Origin of the sequence: Paraburkholderia sp. BL9I2N2 (assembly GCF_004339745.1) — a bacterium.
In the GTDB taxonomy this organism is placed as follows: Bacteria; Pseudomonadota; Gammaproteobacteria; order Burkholderiales; family Burkholderiaceae; genus Paraburkholderia.
In genome coordinates this window covers 1-15,292 of sequence record NZ_SMGP01000006.1, presented here as the reverse complement: position 1 = coordinate 15,292, position 15,292 = coordinate 1, and the positions used below count along the sequence as shown (strand labels likewise).

12 protein-coding genes and 1 pseudogene are annotated in these 15,292 nt (G+C 60.5%); 9 read left to right on the top strand and 4 right to left on the bottom strand.

What is annotated here, in order from left to right; genetic code table 11:
• Positions 1-31: 31 nt before the first annotated feature.
• The 4 genes from B0G74_RS43700 to B0G74_RS43685 all read left to right on the top strand — a co-directional run bounded on the left by B0G74_RS43700 (position 32) and on the right by B0G74_RS43685 (position 4,598).
• A complete protein-coding gene (locus tag B0G74_RS43700; RefSeq protein WP_132384027.1) occupies positions 32-988 on the top strand; it encodes a fumarylacetoacetate hydrolase family protein in 957 nt (318 codons plus the stop codon).
• Positions 985-2,967, top strand: a complete 1,983-nt coding sequence (locus tag B0G74_RS43695; RefSeq protein ID WP_132384025.1) for an acyl-CoA synthetase — start codon at positions 985-987, stop codon at positions 2,965-2,967. The genes B0G74_RS43700 and B0G74_RS43695 overlap by 4 nt, the downstream gene beginning before the upstream one ends.
• A 34-nt stretch (positions 2,968-3,001) precedes the next feature.
• The gene (locus tag B0G74_RS43690) at positions 3,002-3,655 is read left to right on the top strand and encodes a carboxymuconolactone decarboxylase family protein (RefSeq protein ID WP_132384023.1); all 654 of its coding nucleotides are present in this window, start codon (positions 3,002-3,004) and stop codon (positions 3,653-3,655) included.
• A gap of 205 nt (positions 3,656-3,860) precedes the next feature.
• Positions 3,861-4,598 carry an OmpW family outer membrane protein gene (locus tag B0G74_RS43685; protein WP_132384021.1) on the top strand — a complete coding sequence of 246 codons (738 nt, stop codon included), beginning with the start codon at positions 3,861-3,863 and terminating at the stop codon, positions 4,596-4,598.
• A 313-nt stretch (positions 4,599-4,911) separates the two neighbouring features.
• Here B0G74_RS43685 and B0G74_RS43680 read toward each other — a convergent pair whose 3' ends face one another.
• A complete protein-coding gene (locus B0G74_RS43680; protein WP_132384019.1) occupies positions 4,912-5,865 on the bottom strand; it encodes an IS5 family transposase in 954 nt (317 codons plus the stop codon).
• A 328-nt stretch (positions 5,866-6,193) separates the two neighbouring features.
• A complete protein-coding gene (locus B0G74_RS43675) occupies positions 6,194-7,705 on the bottom strand; it encodes a CoA-acylating methylmalonate-semialdehyde dehydrogenase (protein ID WP_132384017.1) in 1,512 nt (503 codons plus the stop codon).
• 108 nt (positions 7,706-7,813) lie between these two features.
• Here B0G74_RS43675 and B0G74_RS43670 point away from each other — a divergent pair.
• The 3 genes and pseudogenes from B0G74_RS43670 (at position 7,814) to B0G74_RS43660 (ending at position 11,235) form a co-directional block, all read left to right on the top strand.
• Positions 7,814-8,755: pseudogene (locus B0G74_RS43670) on the top strand (LysR family transcriptional regulator).
• 766 nt (positions 8,756-9,521) lie between these two features.
• The gene (locus B0G74_RS43665) at positions 9,522-10,874 is read left to right on the top strand and encodes a site-specific integrase (RefSeq protein ID WP_243658592.1); all 1,353 of its coding nucleotides are present in this window, start codon (positions 9,522-9,524) and stop codon (positions 10,872-10,874) included.
• 127 nt (positions 10,875-11,001) lie between these two features.
• Positions 11,002-11,235, top strand: coding sequence for a hypothetical protein (locus B0G74_RS43660; RefSeq protein WP_132384015.1), 234 nt, complete (start codon positions 11,002-11,004; stop codon positions 11,233-11,235).
• On the opposite strand, the gene B0G74_RS43655 is transcribed toward B0G74_RS43660, so the two are convergent.
• Both B0G74_RS43655 and B0G74_RS43650 read right to left on the bottom strand, forming a co-directional pair.
• Positions 11,223-12,659 carry a tyrosine-type recombinase/integrase gene (locus B0G74_RS43655; RefSeq protein WP_243658591.1) on the bottom strand — a complete coding sequence of 479 codons (1,437 nt, stop codon included), beginning with the start codon at positions 12,657-12,659 and terminating at the stop codon, positions 11,223-11,225. The two genes, B0G74_RS43660 and B0G74_RS43655, sit on opposite strands and share 13 nt — an antisense overlap.
• Positions 12,656-13,627, bottom strand: coding sequence for a DNA-binding protein (locus tag B0G74_RS43650; protein ID WP_132384013.1), 972 nt, complete (start codon positions 13,625-13,627; stop codon positions 12,656-12,658). The genes B0G74_RS43655 and B0G74_RS43650 overlap by 4 nt, the downstream gene beginning before the upstream one ends.
• A gap of 489 nt (positions 13,628-14,116) precedes the next feature.
• Between B0G74_RS43650 and B0G74_RS43645 the strand changes: the two genes are divergently transcribed.
• Entirely contained in the window at positions 14,117-14,425 is a 309-nt protein-coding gene (locus tag B0G74_RS43645) for a DUF4148 domain-containing protein (protein ID WP_132384011.1), read from the top strand.
• A gap of 314 nt (positions 14,426-14,739) precedes the next feature.
• A partial coding sequence (locus B0G74_RS43640) for an FUSC family protein (protein WP_243658590.1) occupies positions 14,740-15,292 on the top strand: 553 nt, incomplete at its 3' end.

The following is a 15,292-nucleotide window of genomic DNA, read 5'->3' as shown; positions in this document are numbered from 1 at the left end:
GTCACATCACACGGTCACACGAGGCGTATTCATGTCATTGCACGTTCTTCACTACAAGCATCAAGGCCGCGCCCAGTGGGGTGTGGTCCGAAATGGCCTCATCACGCCGATTCCCGGCGAGTTCGAGACGACTGCCGATTTTGTTCGTGCCAACCGGATCGGAACACTGTCCGAGCTGACTGGGCCAATGATTCAAGAGTCCGAAGTGGAGTGGCTTTCGCCCGTCACGCGCAACCAGCAGTTCGTGTGCCAGGGTGCGAACTACCGGCAGCACATGATCGAATCGGGCATGAACCCGAATGCCAAGAAGTTCAACATGATCTTCACGAAGGCGGCGAGCTGCATCGTCCCTGCGGACTCCCACGTCGTGCGGCCCCGGGACGTGCATTTTCTCGACTACGAGATCGAATTGGGCCTCGTGCTGAAGCGCGACATCACGTCCCGTCAGTCGATCGACGATGCGAATCTGCACGAGTATGTTGCCGGTGTTGTGATCGTGAACGACTACTCGGCCCGCGACGTCCAGATTCCGCAGATGCAGTTCTACAAGGGCAAGAGCTACCGCACGTTCGGTCCAGTCGGCCCTTACTTATGTCTGATCGAGCCGCACGATATTCCGAAGCTGAGAGGACTCGATCTGACGCTGACCGTCAATGGCGCAGTCCGTCAGAAAGACTCGACGGCCAATCTCGTCTACGGCCCCGCAGAAACGCTGGAGGAACTGTCAGGCGTGCATGATCTGTACACGGGCGATCTGCTTGCGACGGGTACGCCTGCCGGCTGTGCGCTCAGCATTCCGTCGCCGGTGAAACAGAAAATCGCGGCACTGCTGCCTGAAGCCGTCAAATGGAAAGTGTTCATGGAAGTGCAGGCAGGAAGACAGCAGTATCTGCAAGCCGGCGACCTCGTCGAATCGCGCATCGCGAGCCCTGACGGGCTGATCGATCTCGGCGTGCAACGCAACCGGGTCGTCGGAGAAGCTGGATGACAGGTATCGCCAATCAGCAGGATGTGCTTGCGGCCGAGGCCGAAGGGCTGCGGGCGAACCTGCCCGCGAGCACATACGAGATGATCTGCCGCGGCGCTGCTATCAATCCGTCCGCGCCTGCCCTTTCGTTTTTTCTGCGTGCCGACGACTATCGAAAAGCGGAGTGCTGGACTTACCGCGAGCTCGTGCGCGACATCACGCGCACAGCGAATATGTTCGCGCGCCTGGGCGTGCGTGACGATTCGGTGGTGGCCTATCTACTGCCGAATCTGCCTGAAACGCATCTCGTAATCTGGGGTGGCGAGGCGGCCGGCATTGTCTGCGCGATCAATCCGCTGCTGGAAGGAGCGGCTATCGCCGAACTACTCAATGCCGCAGGGGCCAAGGTTCTGGTTACCCTGGCCCCGTTCCCCGGGACGGATCTTTGGCCCAAAGTGCAGTCGGTCCTCGACAGGGTGAAGTCGCTGCAGCATCTGGTGCTCGTTAATCTCGCAGACCGAGTGCGCGGCCCGAAGCGGTTCGTGGCCCAACTGCTTCAACGCCGCGAATGTGCGCGGCTGCATGGCCGCGGCAGTTTGCGCCACGCGGTTCCTTCGCACATCGGTATTCACGCATTCAGCAAGGCAATTGCGCGGGAGTCCGGAACCGTGCTGCTGAACCTGCGCCGGTTCAATCCGGATGCATTGTCCTCGTACTTCTGTACCGGCGGCACAACCGGGTTGCCGAAGATCGCCATGCGCCGCCACAGCAATGAGGTCGCCAATGCATGGAGCGTTGGGCAATTCTTCGGCGACGACATGGGCCCCGGCAAGACGATCTTTTGCGGATTGCCGCTGTTTCACGTCAATGCGGTACTGGCGACAGGGCTCGTGCCGTTTTCGCGGGGAGCGCATGTCGTACTGGGTACGCCACAAGGCTATCGCGGTGATGGCGTCGTCAAGCGGTTTTGGAAAATCGTCGAGCACCACCGCATCAATTTTTTTAGCGGTGTTCCTACGCTTTATGCGTCGCTGCTCGATGTTTCCATCGACGGTCACGATATCAGTTCGCTCGAGTATGGCTTGTGCGGTGCGGCCCCGATGCCAGTTGAAGTATTTCGCACCTTCCAGGAGCGGACCGGCGTGCGCATCCTCGAAGGCTATGGCTTGACGGAGGGGGCTTGTGTCAGCAGCGTCAATCCGCCTCTCGGAGAACGACGACTAGGCTCGATCGGGCTGCGCGTTCCGGGACAGGAAATGAAGGCGGTTCTCGTCGACGCCGCTGGCCGATTTGTCCGTGACTGCGGCGCGAACGAAGTCGGACTTCTCGTGATCGCAGGCCCGAATGTTTTCGCCGGCTACGCTCAGTCCGATCAGAACAAAGCGCTCTGGATGGACATGGGCGACGGCAAGCGCTGGCTGAATACGGGCGACCTGGGATGTTGCGATGCAGATGGCTATTTCTGGCTGACCGGCCGCAAGAAGGACCTGATCATTCGAGGCGGACACAACATCGATCCGGCGACGATCGAGGAACCGCTGCATCGGCATCCGGCAGTCCAGATCGCTGCGGCGATCGGTCGACCCGACGCGCACGCAGGCGAGTTGCCGGTTGCCTATGTGCAACTGAAGCCCGGTGCGAGCGCTACCGAGCACGATCTCGCCGAATTTTTGCGCCGCGAGATCAGCGAGCGGGCTGCACTGCCCAAGCAGATTCGTATCGTCGACGCAATCCCGCTGACCGCCGTTGGCAAGTTATTCAAACCGGACCTGAAGCGGCGCGAAACGGCCGACGTACTTCGCTCCGCACTAGATGAAGCTGGCATTGGCGGAGCTCGACTGACTGTCTCCGACGACGCTTCGCGGGGCATGTCACTGCGTCTGGAACTCGCCGATTCGACGCTCGAAGCGCGTGCGGCCGCAGTATTAGGGCGCTTCCCTTTTGCGTTCTCGATCGATACGAGTGCCGAGTCGGTGGAGGCCGGCGGAAGGTGCGTTTGACGTTCAACTCAACGCTGTGGAGATATGTCGAGCCATGACTAGTACGCAACAGAAAGCAATCGGTCCGCCCTCAGGCTGGAGAACCCTTCGGGCGCCACGCCTGAGTCCGTTGAGACGGGACCAGCTCCCGTTGATCCCGCGAGTCATGCTGCGGATCATGGGAAAGCGCGCCCGCGTCAGCGCGCCCAATCTCTTCTTGACACTGATGCGCCACAGGCGGCTCATCCGTCCGTGGGGGAAGTTTGCTTCCACACTCATGCCTTACGGGACGTTGAGCCGGGTCGACTGTGAGCTGGCAATCCTGCGGGTTGCGTGGAATTGCCGAAGCAAATACGAGTGGTTCCAGCATGTTTCGATCGGGCTCGGCGTGGGTTTGACGCGTGCGGATATTCAACGAGTTGCGCAAGGGCCGGAGTCGCCGGGGTGGGAGGCACACCACGCGGCCGTGCTGAGAGCAGCGGATGAAATCCATCATGAGCGCGCCGTCGCTGACGACACGTGGACGCAACTCGCCGCGCGATACGACGACAGGCAACTGATCGAACTATGCATGCTGGTCGGTCACTACGAGATGTTGGCGTCCGTGCTCAATTCGCTGGGGATCGAAGTGGAAGAGTCGCTTTACCAGCGCGTGTGCGATGCGGGACTGGCTGACCTCATTGATGACAGGCGACTTGTGACTGCATGACCGGCGCAGGTGAGATGAATTGCTGTGCGGCAGCGGCGCAGGAGGATTGAATAGAAGCGGCGGTAAGCGCTGAACGACGGATTATCGAATGTATCGAAAGCCGCCTTTAATTAGGATATCGAAATACATGGCTTTAAACGATACAAATTTACTGCATTCTGACATGGCGGCTAGAACCGCCCATTTTTACACCGGAGGAGACATAATGCACTGCGAGAAAATTGTACGGGTTGTAGGCATGACCGTGTTAGGCTGTGCGGCATTGTTCGCTAGCGATGCACAAGCGCAGGCGAGTGGTAGCACAACTTTGGGGATAGGCTGGCTTCGGGTCATGCCGCAGGGAAATTCCGATCCCACGGTGGTAGAAAGCGCCGGCGGCATGCCCGTAAACCAGACAATCTCAGGCACCGGGGCGCATGTCGGCGCTTCAAACGCGGTCAGCCTCACGGCCGAGCATCTGTTCACCGATCACATCGGTGTTGCCTTTCTGGCAGGCTCGCCATTCACGAGCGACCTGATCGGCAACGGATCATGGGCACACTATGGGGTGATCGGTCAATCGAAACCGCTCGCGCCGGTGATTGAAGTCAGGTATCACTTCTTGCCGCCCGAAGCGAAGTTCAGACCGTTTCTTGGTGCGGGCGTCAACTATACGTGGTACTCGCACACGCGCATCACCAATGGGCAGTTCATCGGCGACTCTTGCGGGCCTGGCTGCACGACGCGTGCGTCGCTGAGTCCCTCGTGGAATCCGGTAGTGGAAGCCGGTATGAGCTACGCGCTGAGCAAACATTGGTCGATCAATGCTTCAGTGACCTACATACCGCTGTCGACGACACTGACCACGAATGCGACAACCGCGGTGGGCACCGAGATCGTGACGAAGATGCGCATTGCGACCAACCCGCTCATTACGCACCTCGATATCGCCTATACATTCTAGCCTTCGCGCGGGCGGCATAGCGCGGTGGCTATGAAGGCGATGTAGCGCGCCACCTATGCTGCCCGTATCTGGGTCTTGCAAACTTTCGACATATGTTCCGTCGGACCGCGACGTATCGAGTTTTGTCAGCAACCACACCGAACAACCGCCGCTTATTGATATATGTCAACGATGGTCATATATATAGTCGAAGGTCCACTGGCACCCGGTTTGGCATCGGCTATCGGTTTAGGACATTTAGCAAGCAAGGTGTTTTCGCGGCGTTGTTGCGTTAATCACAGGTAGAGACAACATGCCCCCAGTGTTCTCGATCTCAGGCGATACGGACGGACTGTTGGCGAGCGAGGGCTACCATGTGGTTGAGCACACCCACACGGATCGACACCTCAGTTGCCTGCGAGCCGGTCTCGCGCGCCCACAGACAGGAACCCGTGAGCACCTTGAGCCGGTAAATCAAGGTCTCGGCCAGCGAGCGCCGGTGGCAGCCAGTCGCCTGCTTCCATTCGCGCCTGCTGCCTTTCGCGATAGCGGCGATAGCCGCATTGTGCCAGGAGGCGCCGGGCGTGTTATCTGGCCACGGCATCGCTCCATCGCGCGACCGAATCGATGGGATCGCGCCGCGCGCGGCGATCTGCGCGTGGCGCAGCCGGGTGTCGTAGGCGCCATCGCCACCGATGGTATCGATCACCACGTCAGCCGGAATCTGGTCGAGCAGATCAGGCAACACTTGGCCTTCGTCCTGATGAGTCGTCAACGCGGCGCATATCTGGCCGGTGTTCGCGTCCATCGCAAGATGTACCTTGCGCCATGTCCGGCGCTTCGAATAGCCGTGCTTGCGCACCTTCCGCTCACCTTCGCCGTACACCTTCAGTCCAGTGTTATCGATCACCAGATGCAAGGGGGCATTGGGGCGCTGCGTTGGCAGTACAGCCTTCAGGGTCTGTGCGCGATGGCTCAAGGTCTTATAGTTCGACACTGGCAAGCCCGGGTAGGCGCGTTTGCCCAGACTGAACGCGAAGCCCTGTAGAGCGCGTAGCGGCAGATGAAAGATCTGCTTGAGGCCAAACAGCATCTGGATCGCCGCGTCACTGTAGACACGCGGTCGGCCGTGCCTCGTCGGGCCAGCCTCGGATACCTGCGTCAGCACGCTTTCATCGATCCACATGGTCACGTCACCTCTCGCAATCAAGCCCGTGTTGTATTCCCGCCAGTTCCTGACGCGGTACACCCCTTTGGGCTCGCTTGCCCTGCGTTCGTCCTTGCGCATCTTCTCGGGGAAAAAATCGAGAATCTACGCAGTTCGACGCGAAGCTAACATCCCGGTCAACCCGAGCGTTGTACGTAAGCGTCAATCCACCGCGAAGCACTCCAATTTTTTGCAACAACGCCGATCCGTTGCAGTGTCGCCAGTGGATATAAGAGTGGAACAGTCATAGGCACCGTCGTCTCGAGACTAGTTTCGATCCTACCGCTTATCAATGAGTGCGCGTGCGGGAGTCGAACGAAGGCCCGGCTCCGAGCAAGCGGGCGGCCCTCATCCACTGCACAAAGCTATCCCACACCGTTTGCGCCTTGGGGTTGCTCCTATACGCCGCTCACTTCGCGGTCGGCATCGCGAATTCCGCACCCTTTTCGGTGCTTTCAGGCCAACGTTGCATGATCGACTTCTGCTTCGTGTAAAAGCGCACGCCCTCCTCGCCGTATGCGTGCATGTCGCCAAACAGGCTGCGTTTCCATCCACCGAATCCATGCCACGCCATCGGAACAGGAATCGGCACATTGATGCCGACCATCCCTACTTCGATTAGCCGTCCGAATTCGCGGGCTACATGGCCATCACGCGTGTAGCACGCAACACCATTGCCGAATTCGTGTGCGTTGATAAGTTCGACCGCTTCGGTGAAGTCCTTCACGCGCACACAGGCAAGCACAGGACCGAAGATCTCTTCCTTGTAGATGCGCATCTCCGGAGTTACGTTGTCAAACAGCGTACCTCCCGTGAAAAATCCTTCTTCATGCCCCCTCACCTTGAGGCCCCGTCCATCGACGACGAGCGTCGCGCCTTCTTCAACTCCCAATCCGATGTAGCCTTCAATGCGCTCAAGCGCCTGACGGGTGACGATCGGTCCCATCTCGGCATCCGGCTCCATACCGTTCTTTACCACAAGCGTGCGAGCCCGATCCGCCAGTCGTGGAATGATCTTGTCAGCCACATCTCCCACCAGGACTGCGACCGAAATAGCCATGCATCGCTCGCCAGCCGAACCATAGCCCGCTCCAACCAGTGCGTCGACCGCCTGTTCAAGATCAGCGTCCGGCATGACCACCATATGATTCTTCGCGCCGCCCAGCGCCTGCACGCGTTTGCCGTGCTTCGCGCCCGTTTCATAGATGTAGTTGGCGATCGGTGTGGAGCCGACGAAACTCACCGCCTTGACTGTCGGGTGAGTCAGGACCGCATCGACAACAATCTTGTCTCCCTGCACAATATTGAACACGCCGTCAGGCAGCCCAGCCTTCTTCAAAAGGTCCGCCATGAACAGCGCCGCCGACGGATCACGCTCGCTCGGCTTGAGGATGAACGTATTGCCCGCCGCGATGGCGACCGGGAACATCCAGCATGGAACCATGCACGGGAAATTGAACGGCGTAATCCCTGCCACAACGCCCAACGCCTGTCGTGTCGTCCAGTTATCCATGCCGGTGGAAACCTGCTCGGTGTAATCACCCTTCAGCAGTTGCGGAATACCACACGCGAATTCGATCACGTCAATACCACGTGCCACTTCGCCTTGCGCATCCGAAAACACCTTACCGTGCTCGGCCGTAATAATTGCTGCGAGTTCGTCGCTATGCCGGTTCATCAATTCAAGGAAACGAAGCATGACGCGGGCGCGACGAATCGGCGGTGTATTGCTCCACTTCGGAAAGGCCGCTTTGGCGCTTGCGACGGCCGCATCGACATCGGCCACTTCGCCCAGCACCAGCTTGCGCGCGGGCGCGCCGGCGGCCGGGTTGAAGATCGGCTGGGTGCGATCGCCAGAACCCCTCACGCGCTCACCATGAATGTAGTGAATCACGTCCGCCGCGTCGTTGAATGCCTGCATTTCCACACCTCTGAATTGATTGGGAGTAGTAGCAGTGTATGAAGGTCCGGGCACGAAGCAAAGACGCTATGATTGAAATCATTGTTTTCCATAGCGAACAATAGAATCATGGACACGCAAAAGATCGAGGGACTCTGGAATCATCTGCACTGGCTTACCGTGCTGGCCGAACAGGGCAGTTACACGGCGGCCGCGGCGAGGCTCGGCGTGAGCAAGGCCGCTATGAGCCAGTGAATTGCGGAACTGGAACGGGCTGCGGGCGTACCACTCGTCCAGCGCACCACCCGCAGCGTGCGCTTTACGGAAGCCGGCCAACGACTTGTCGACGATACGCGCAGCCAGTACGACAACATCGCGGCGAGCTTTGCTAATGTGCGAGAAATGGCAGGAGTAGCAAGAGGCGTGATTCGTGTCACGGCGCCTGTGGCCTTCGGGCGGCAACAACTCGTACCGAGAATGTCCGCGTTCCTGCGTGAAAATCCCGAGGTCCGCGTCCAGCTCGATTTATCCGACAGACTCAGTTCCATCGTCACCGAAGGATTCGATCTCGCCATCCGGCACAGCGCACAGGCTCCCGAGACCCACGTCGCCTGGAAATTATGTGAGACACGTTCGGTTATCGTCGCGACACGGGCTTATCTTGCGCGCCGAGGCACGCCCGCAACACCAGGCGACCTAACTTCACACGATTGCCTTTTCTATCCTCGTGCGCGGAGTTCTGGTGTCTGGTCGTTTGAGCGGAAAACGACGCGCAAAAATGTGTCCGGGCCTCTCACGCTGACAGTCAATGGCCCCTTCTCGGCCAATAACAGCGAGGCGCTACGTGATGCCGCGCTTGACGATCTGGGCATTGCGCTACTTCCTGATTTCACAGCGCAATCCGGAGTGCAGTCGCGCAAACTGGTCGTCGTTCTGCCCGAATGGCGTCCTGTTGGCGCATTCGCCGAACAGGTCTATGTGGTTCGCCCGCAGACATCCCATGTCCCCCGCGCGGTGCGACTTTTCATTGCCTATCTACGTGAGACATTTGCCGGCGGCTTTCCCCTCTGAGCATGAAGGTCGCTTCTGACAGCTATTGAAATGCGCGTTGCACTTGGGGTACTGTCAATAAACGGGTTTTTTCGTTAAGACGCGGCCAAATTGCTATTGCTGCAGAAGAACGCCGAAAATGCTACACGACGGACCCCGCCGCGGCTTTATTCCATGAGGGCGACTGGGTTCCACGGTTCGGAACTCCCGACGCTGCTGCGAACGCGGCGCTTCCACGCGCCGTCGAGTTCGCTAGGTTAGTATCTGGCAACTTTACATTGCCGCCACCGCTCGGTTTTATCGCCGTCATGTAGAACATGAATGAGTGGCACTATTCGATGGGCGGTTGCGCCGATAACGCGCCGGCGATGTGGTTAAACAGACCCGGCTTGAAATAAACCACGTAGAACGGTGTTGCCTTCGCAATCCGATTGTCTCGTACCAAATCATCAACGAGCCTCCCGTAAGGATTCACGGAACGAACCAAGCATCGAGTACCCATGATTGGGTGGCAAGGTAGTCGACCATTGAGGATAATGTTTCGTCCGGCATTCCAACGAAGATGAGACTAAGTTCCTCAAAACCCGCCTTGTGGTCGGAACGTATGCGGTCCACGAACGACGCCACTCAGAGGTACTCTGAGGCGTAAATTGTGTGGTAGCGAGAAGGGTCAGCGGAGATCGACGGGCATCTTCCACGGCATATGCGCAAGTGAAGAACGATTTCCTGATACTCGCAGGCTGTGTTAAAGCGGACACCCGCACAAACACAGCAGAGGATCTGCACGATGACGGCAAGACGAACGACCATCCGGCAACTGCCGCTGACCGAGGTCGTTGACCGCGACACACCCGGCGCGACGCCGGTCAGTATCACCACGCCCGAGGGCGGCACCATCTATCACACGGTCCCGCTCGCAGACCCCGACACCGGCAAGCGGCGCGACGCCCGCCCGCAGTGGATCGCAGGCACCTTCCCTCTTTTCCCTGTTGTCCGACTCGCTGACGGCGCGCCGTGGGCTGAGGCGAACGTCTGGCTCATCGATATGATGGAGTCGAAGTCGTCGCCCAACATGCTGACGTTCGCCAGCATCGCAGACGACCTGGTGGCGTTCCATCGCTATCTGGATGACGAGGGCATCGACTGGCTGACGTTCCCCGCGAACAAGCGGCAACGTCCGACCTACCGCTATAGCGCCTCGATCAGGCTGGCCGTGCAGGCAGGCGAACTATCTCCGGGCGTTGCCAGGCGTCGTATGGGCGCCGTGGTGCGCTTCTATCGCTGGCTCATGACCGAAGCAGGCTTCAAGCCCGCGAACGCGCCGTGGGTCGAATCCGGCCGTTTCATCGAGTTCAGGGACCAGAAGGGCTTCAGCAGCACGATCGAGGTCAAGACTACCGACCTGTCGATCAGCGGCCGGCGCGCAGAAGACCCGTGGGACGATCACATTCAGGACGGTGGTCGCCTGCGCCCGCTCCCATCTTCCGAGCAGTCGGTGCTGCTTGAATCGTTAGCCGCTCTCGACAACACCGAGATGACGCTCATTCATCTGTTCGCGCTATTGACGGGCGCCCGCATCCAGACGGTACTAACCGTGCGCGCGAAACACGTAATGCGCAAGCCGGGCGAGTTTCACGGCGACGACATCCGTCTCGCCTGCGGGCCGGGTACGGGCATCGACACGAAGGGCGGTGTCAAGGGCGTGTTGCACCTGCCGCGCGGTTTCTACGAGCGGCTGTACATCTACATGCACAGCGAACGTGCGCGCAAGCGTCGCCAACTGGCAGACGGCGGCGAACACCCCGACCAGCCGCTCTTTCTCAGCCATCGCGGTGCACCGCTCTACGAGGATCGTGAGTCGCGCGGCCCGGTCAGCACTGGTCCGCAGGTGCGCCGCCACGTCAAGACCGGACAGGCCGTGCGTCAGTTCATCAAGGACGAATTGTTGCCCATGATGCGCGTACAGCTCGGCAACCCCAGGCACAAGTTCAGCTTCCACGACCTGCGCGCGACCTTCGGGCTGAACATGGTCGACGCGATGACAGCGAAGGAGACGAAGTACACGCGGGCACTCGATCAGTTGCGGCAGTTGATGTGGCACGTACGACTGTCCACGACCGAGCGCTATTACCGACAGTAAGTTGTTATGTAGAGTGGCCAACGTAAGTGCTTTGAGAGCAAGGCGTTAGCCTTGGACTACTGCACATAAAGTTTCATGATGGGACTCATGGCGGCCATCGGGTTCGCCTTTGGTGAGGAGCTCGATCATGCACCAATCCACCCATCAAGTTTCAAACAACCTGCCGCTGGACCGGTTCGTTGCCGGAGCCTTGGGCGAACTGGAGAAGCTTCGCTATAGCACCGCTGAGGTCACACATGCCGTTTTTGAACTGCGGACCTCCACAGCCGGCTCAAATATTTATGTTGAGTACCAGCGACTGGTCTCCTTTGCTATCAAAGAGCTGGAGGTGATACTGCACATAACAACTTACTGTCGGTAATACGCGGCGGTCGTCTGCACCGACGCGTGGCCAAGCAGCGCCTGCGCCGCCGGCAGCGGCACCTGATGGTCGACGATCATCTGTCGCGCGTACGCGTGCCGCAGCCAGTGTGGCGAAGCCTGTCGCAGGCGCGCGGCGCCGGCATGGTCGGTTTTCGCGAGCCGCTCAGCCGCAGCGATGAAGATCGCCTTGACCTCGTCATAGAGCCCCGAGCCTTGCAGCGAACCGCCCTTGAGTCCGTGGATCAGCGCCGCATGTTCGTCAAGACCTGGCTGCGGCGGCAGGCCGCGCAGTTGCCGGTATGCCTGCAGCACCGGCACACAGACCGCCGGCAACGGAATCGCACGCGCCTTGCGTCCCTTGCCGATCACGTGCAACGTCCAACTGCCGCGATCGTCCACCTCAAGCTTCGGCAACTGCGCCTCATTGGACCAAACGAGTTCGACCAGCCGCACGCCGGCATAGCGGTATAGCGTCCAGATCGCACGGCGACGGGCGATGCCAAGGGCGTCATCCCCCGTCACCGTTTCGGACACCCACGCATCGCATGCGGCGAGCAACGCTGGCGGCAGCATCCGTTGCGGCGCGAAACTCGCGCGCGAACGGTTACCGCGCACCAGACCAGCAGCGGGATTCGCGGTGAGATACCCGGTCTCGGCCCAATAGCGGAACAGGCTCGCGACCACCGCGAGCGCCCGGGACTGCAGCGCCTCCGAGACCTTATGCGGTGCATCGTCGGCGGCATCCCGTACCGGCTGGCGCAGCGCCTGCCGGTACGCCAGCAGGTCGTGCCGCGTCAGATCTGACAGGGGGCCGAGCTGATGGGTCTCGCACCACGCGACGAGCCGGCGCAGTTCCGCCCGGTACGCACGCAGCGTATGCGGCGAGCGGCTCGCCCGATCGCGCAGGAACAGCGCCACGGCCTGCGCGTCGTCGCCGACGCCGAGCGTGTTGGTCGCGCTCGCGACGTTCGCGAATCGCCCGGCACGCGCGAGCCATGCGACGAGCGGTTGCGGCACGGCAGCCAGCGCCGGCGGCTCCCGTTCCGACTCACCGATTGCGGCCAGCACACCCAGCACAGTCGCAAGCCTGAAGCGCCGGCGGTGCGTATGCAACACCCGTTGCAGGATCGTCTCCGGCGTCGGTGCATCGTCCACGGCAACCGTTCGCACGCGGCCGCGATCCCAGTACTCGACCACGGCCGGATAATCGAGCAGCAAGCGCATCACGGCCGGGTGGGCTGTCCTGGCGTCGGTCAGCGATGGGTAGCGGCGCTTGATGGCCACGAGTGTCCAGCGCGTGTAGACGATGTGGCCGAGTGCGTCCGCAAGGTATGCGAGCGCGGCGTCAACCTCCGCCGGCATCCGCCGCGGTGGAGTGACGCCGCCATCGATCCAGTCCGCGGGGTTCAGCGTGGCGCTCATGATTTCTTCGCCCGCGTGGCCGCGCCGCTCTTTGGCGTTGCTTTCGTCCGCCGGGCGGTCGCCAGCCCCGTAGACGCGACCGGCGCACGACGGGGCGCGTCGATCGCCGACATGATGCGCATCAACTCGTCGAGCTGTGCGTGCTGGCTCGCATTGACCGCTTTCAGGGCGAGCGCCTCGCCCACTGCCTGCTGGCGTGTCCCGCGTTCGTGGGCCAGTTCGCCTTCGAGGCGGTCGCGTTCTCCTTCCAGCACGGCAAGGCGCCGCTCGGCGAACTTCAGCTGCGAGGCGAACTGCTCATGTTCCTTCTTCACGGCTTCACGCTGATGCGCCGTTTCCTGCAGCAACTGTTTCGACAGCGCCTCGTAGCGGTGCTGCGCGTCGGCGAGCGCCTTCGCGTGAGTGCGATCAAGGCCGGCCCGTTCGGCCGCCACGGTATCCAGCTGCGCCTGCCGGTCCTGGAGCGCGGCGTCAAGCGCCGCGCAACGTTCCCTGACGCTCGTGTTCTGCGCGCGCAAATCGGCAAGCTCGGCATCGCGTGCCGTCAGGGCCGAGCGCAACTCGGTCACCTCCTGGCGCAGCAGTTCGACGCGCAACTCGGCGTCGGTGCGCGCCGCATCGGCCACGGCGATGGCCTGCTGCGCCTCGGCTTTCAGGCGCACGACGTCGTCGAGCTGCACAGTGACCGCTGCCTGCCAGAGCGCACGCATCTGTTCGGCGATGTCCGGTGGGATGCCGGGCATCGCGATTTCAGCCAGCCCCGAACGCACGACCTCGGCCTCGATCGCATTGAGCGCCCGCGCGAGTGTGGCGGGATCGCCCGCGCCGAGCCGCGCGCGCAGCTTGCGCACCGACACGAGCTGGCGGAAGCGGGCGCCGGTCGCAGGTGTGGCGTCGCCGGCCTCGGCGAGCATCGCGAGGACGGTGGAACGGATCTGGTCGGGGGTAGCGGCGGCCGGACGGGGCATGGCGGGCTTCAGGCGGGAGATGGGCTGATTTCCGGCCTATTATTTCATACATGCCTAACGCTAGAAAACCATATCTCTACTACTTGAATCTATCCGATCCGCGATAAACGCTCTTATCACCGCTAAACGGTGCCCAATGATCCCATTGGTACCCTTGTCCGCCGCACAAGCCCCGCCGGGGAGGTCTTCAAGCAACACAAAAAGACCAGACAGCAACTAGCTGATTTGATTGTGAAATATTATAGGGGCTGACCGGAAAGCCTTGTCGCGTCTAGATGCCACTAACCCGGTAAACGGCATGAAAATCACGGAGACCCCGTGTGATGTCACGGGCGGAACTGTGCGCGATACCAGGGTTAACCCAAATTCGACAACGATCCTCTCCAGACATCGCTCTTAATCTTAAGCGCCCATTTACCTAGACTGTCGTCATTGATTACGAACAGGGCTGTTCGTAGAAGGTCAAGACAAAGTCTGGAGGTAGTCACCATGAAGTCCCTGATTCAAGTCGTTGTTGTCGCCGCTGCCCTTGCTGCTCCGGTTGCCGTGTTCGCCCAATCGAACGCGCCTCTCACGCGTGCACAGGTGCGCGCAGAACTCATCCAGCTGGAGAAGGCTGGTTATCATCCGGGCGATGGTGACAACACGACTTATCCGGCGGACATCCAGGCTGCTGAAGCCAAGGTTGCCGCACAGAACAATGCCGTAGGTGGTGTAGTAGACGGTTCGTCGCAGTCGGGTCGTGCAACTGACACTGCGGTGTCCACATATTCGCCCCGGATCTACACCGCTCACTAAGTTAAGCAAACGGGCGTGTACGTCCTGAACTCGCTACGGGCGCCGCGTGACGACGGTCCTGAAGAATGAAACATGGTCGCTCTTGCCAGAAACGTGAGAGCAGGCCTGTTTTGCCAATATCAGAATACCTCCGCCGCCGGGTTCCCGGTGGCTTCGCCCAGACCTTCCCGGTCTGGGCGGCTTTTGTCAGGCGGTTTCAGGTACGAAAAGCGACGCCGCGTCCAAATGGTCTCATTCTTAGCAGGCAAAGGAAGTCGTCCGTGTTGATGAGGAGCGGGAAAGCGGCGCGGCGACCGCTGCCCAGATCCGCGCGATTGTCGGTCTGGGCGCGCGCGACGAAGATGGTTGCCAGGCAATGGATGGTTGGCGACGGTCTTGTCTGGCTGCACCTGTTGAAGACGGTGACCGCCGCTTTGCTCGCGATGGGCATCGCGATGTTGCTGGAACTGCCGAGTCCGCGCACCGCCATGGTGACGGTGTTCGTCCTGATGCAGCCGATAAGTGGCATGGTCCTGGCCAAAAGCTTCTACCGGGTCCTCGGAACAGCGGCCGGAACGATCGCATCGTTAGTGCTGGGCGGACTGTTTGTGCAGCAGCCCGAGCTATACATGCTTGGGATGACGTTATGGATCGGTGCCTGCACGGCTGCGGCAGTCCGGTATCGCCATTTTCAGTGGTACGGCTTCGTGCTCGCAGGGTACACCGCCGCGCTGATTGGCATCCCAACGGTCATGGAGCCAAACGGTCTGTTTCTGGCCGCCATGACACGCGCGGCTGAAGTGACGATCGGCATTCTGTGTTCCGGTGCGATCAGCGCGCTGGTGCTGCCGCTGCGATCGAGCACAGCATTGCAACATAAACTGCGCA

Coding starts and splice junctions, on each gene's coding strand:
- B0G74_RS43645 (WP_132384011.1), top strand. CDS start 14,117: ATGAAGTCCCTGATTCAAGTCGTTGTTGTCGCCGCTGCCCTTGCTGCT.
- B0G74_RS43655 (WP_243658591.1), bottom strand. CDS start 12,659: ATGAGCGCCACGCTGAACCCCGCGGACTGGATCGATGGCGGCGTCACT.
- B0G74_RS43700 (WP_132384027.1), top strand. CDS start 32: ATGTCATTGCACGTTCTTCACTACAAGCATCAAGGCCGCGCCCAGTGG.
- B0G74_RS43665 (WP_243658592.1), top strand. CDS start 9,522: ATGACGGCAAGACGAACGACCATCCGGCAACTGCCGCTGACCGAGGTC.
- B0G74_RS43660 (WP_132384015.1), top strand. CDS start 11,002: ATGCACCAATCCACCCATCAAGTTTCAAACAACCTGCCGCTGGACCGG.
- B0G74_RS43685 (WP_132384021.1), top strand. CDS start 3,861: ATGCACTGCGAGAAAATTGTACGGGTTGTAGGCATGACCGTGTTAGGC.
- B0G74_RS43680 (WP_132384019.1), bottom strand. CDS start 5,865: ATGCGCAAGGACGAACGCAGGGCAAGCGAGCCCAAAGGGGTGTACCGC.
- B0G74_RS43695 (WP_132384025.1), top strand. CDS start 985: ATGACAGGTATCGCCAATCAGCAGGATGTGCTTGCGGCCGAGGCCGAA.
- B0G74_RS43675 (WP_132384017.1), bottom strand. CDS start 7,705: ATGCAGGCATTCAACGACGCGGCGGACGTGATTCACTACATTCATGGT.
- B0G74_RS43650 (WP_132384013.1), bottom strand. CDS start 13,627: ATGCCCCGTCCGGCCGCCGCTACCCCCGACCAGATCCGTTCCACCGTC.
- B0G74_RS43690 (WP_132384023.1), top strand. CDS start 3,002: ATGACTAGTACGCAACAGAAAGCAATCGGTCCGCCCTCAGGCTGGAGA.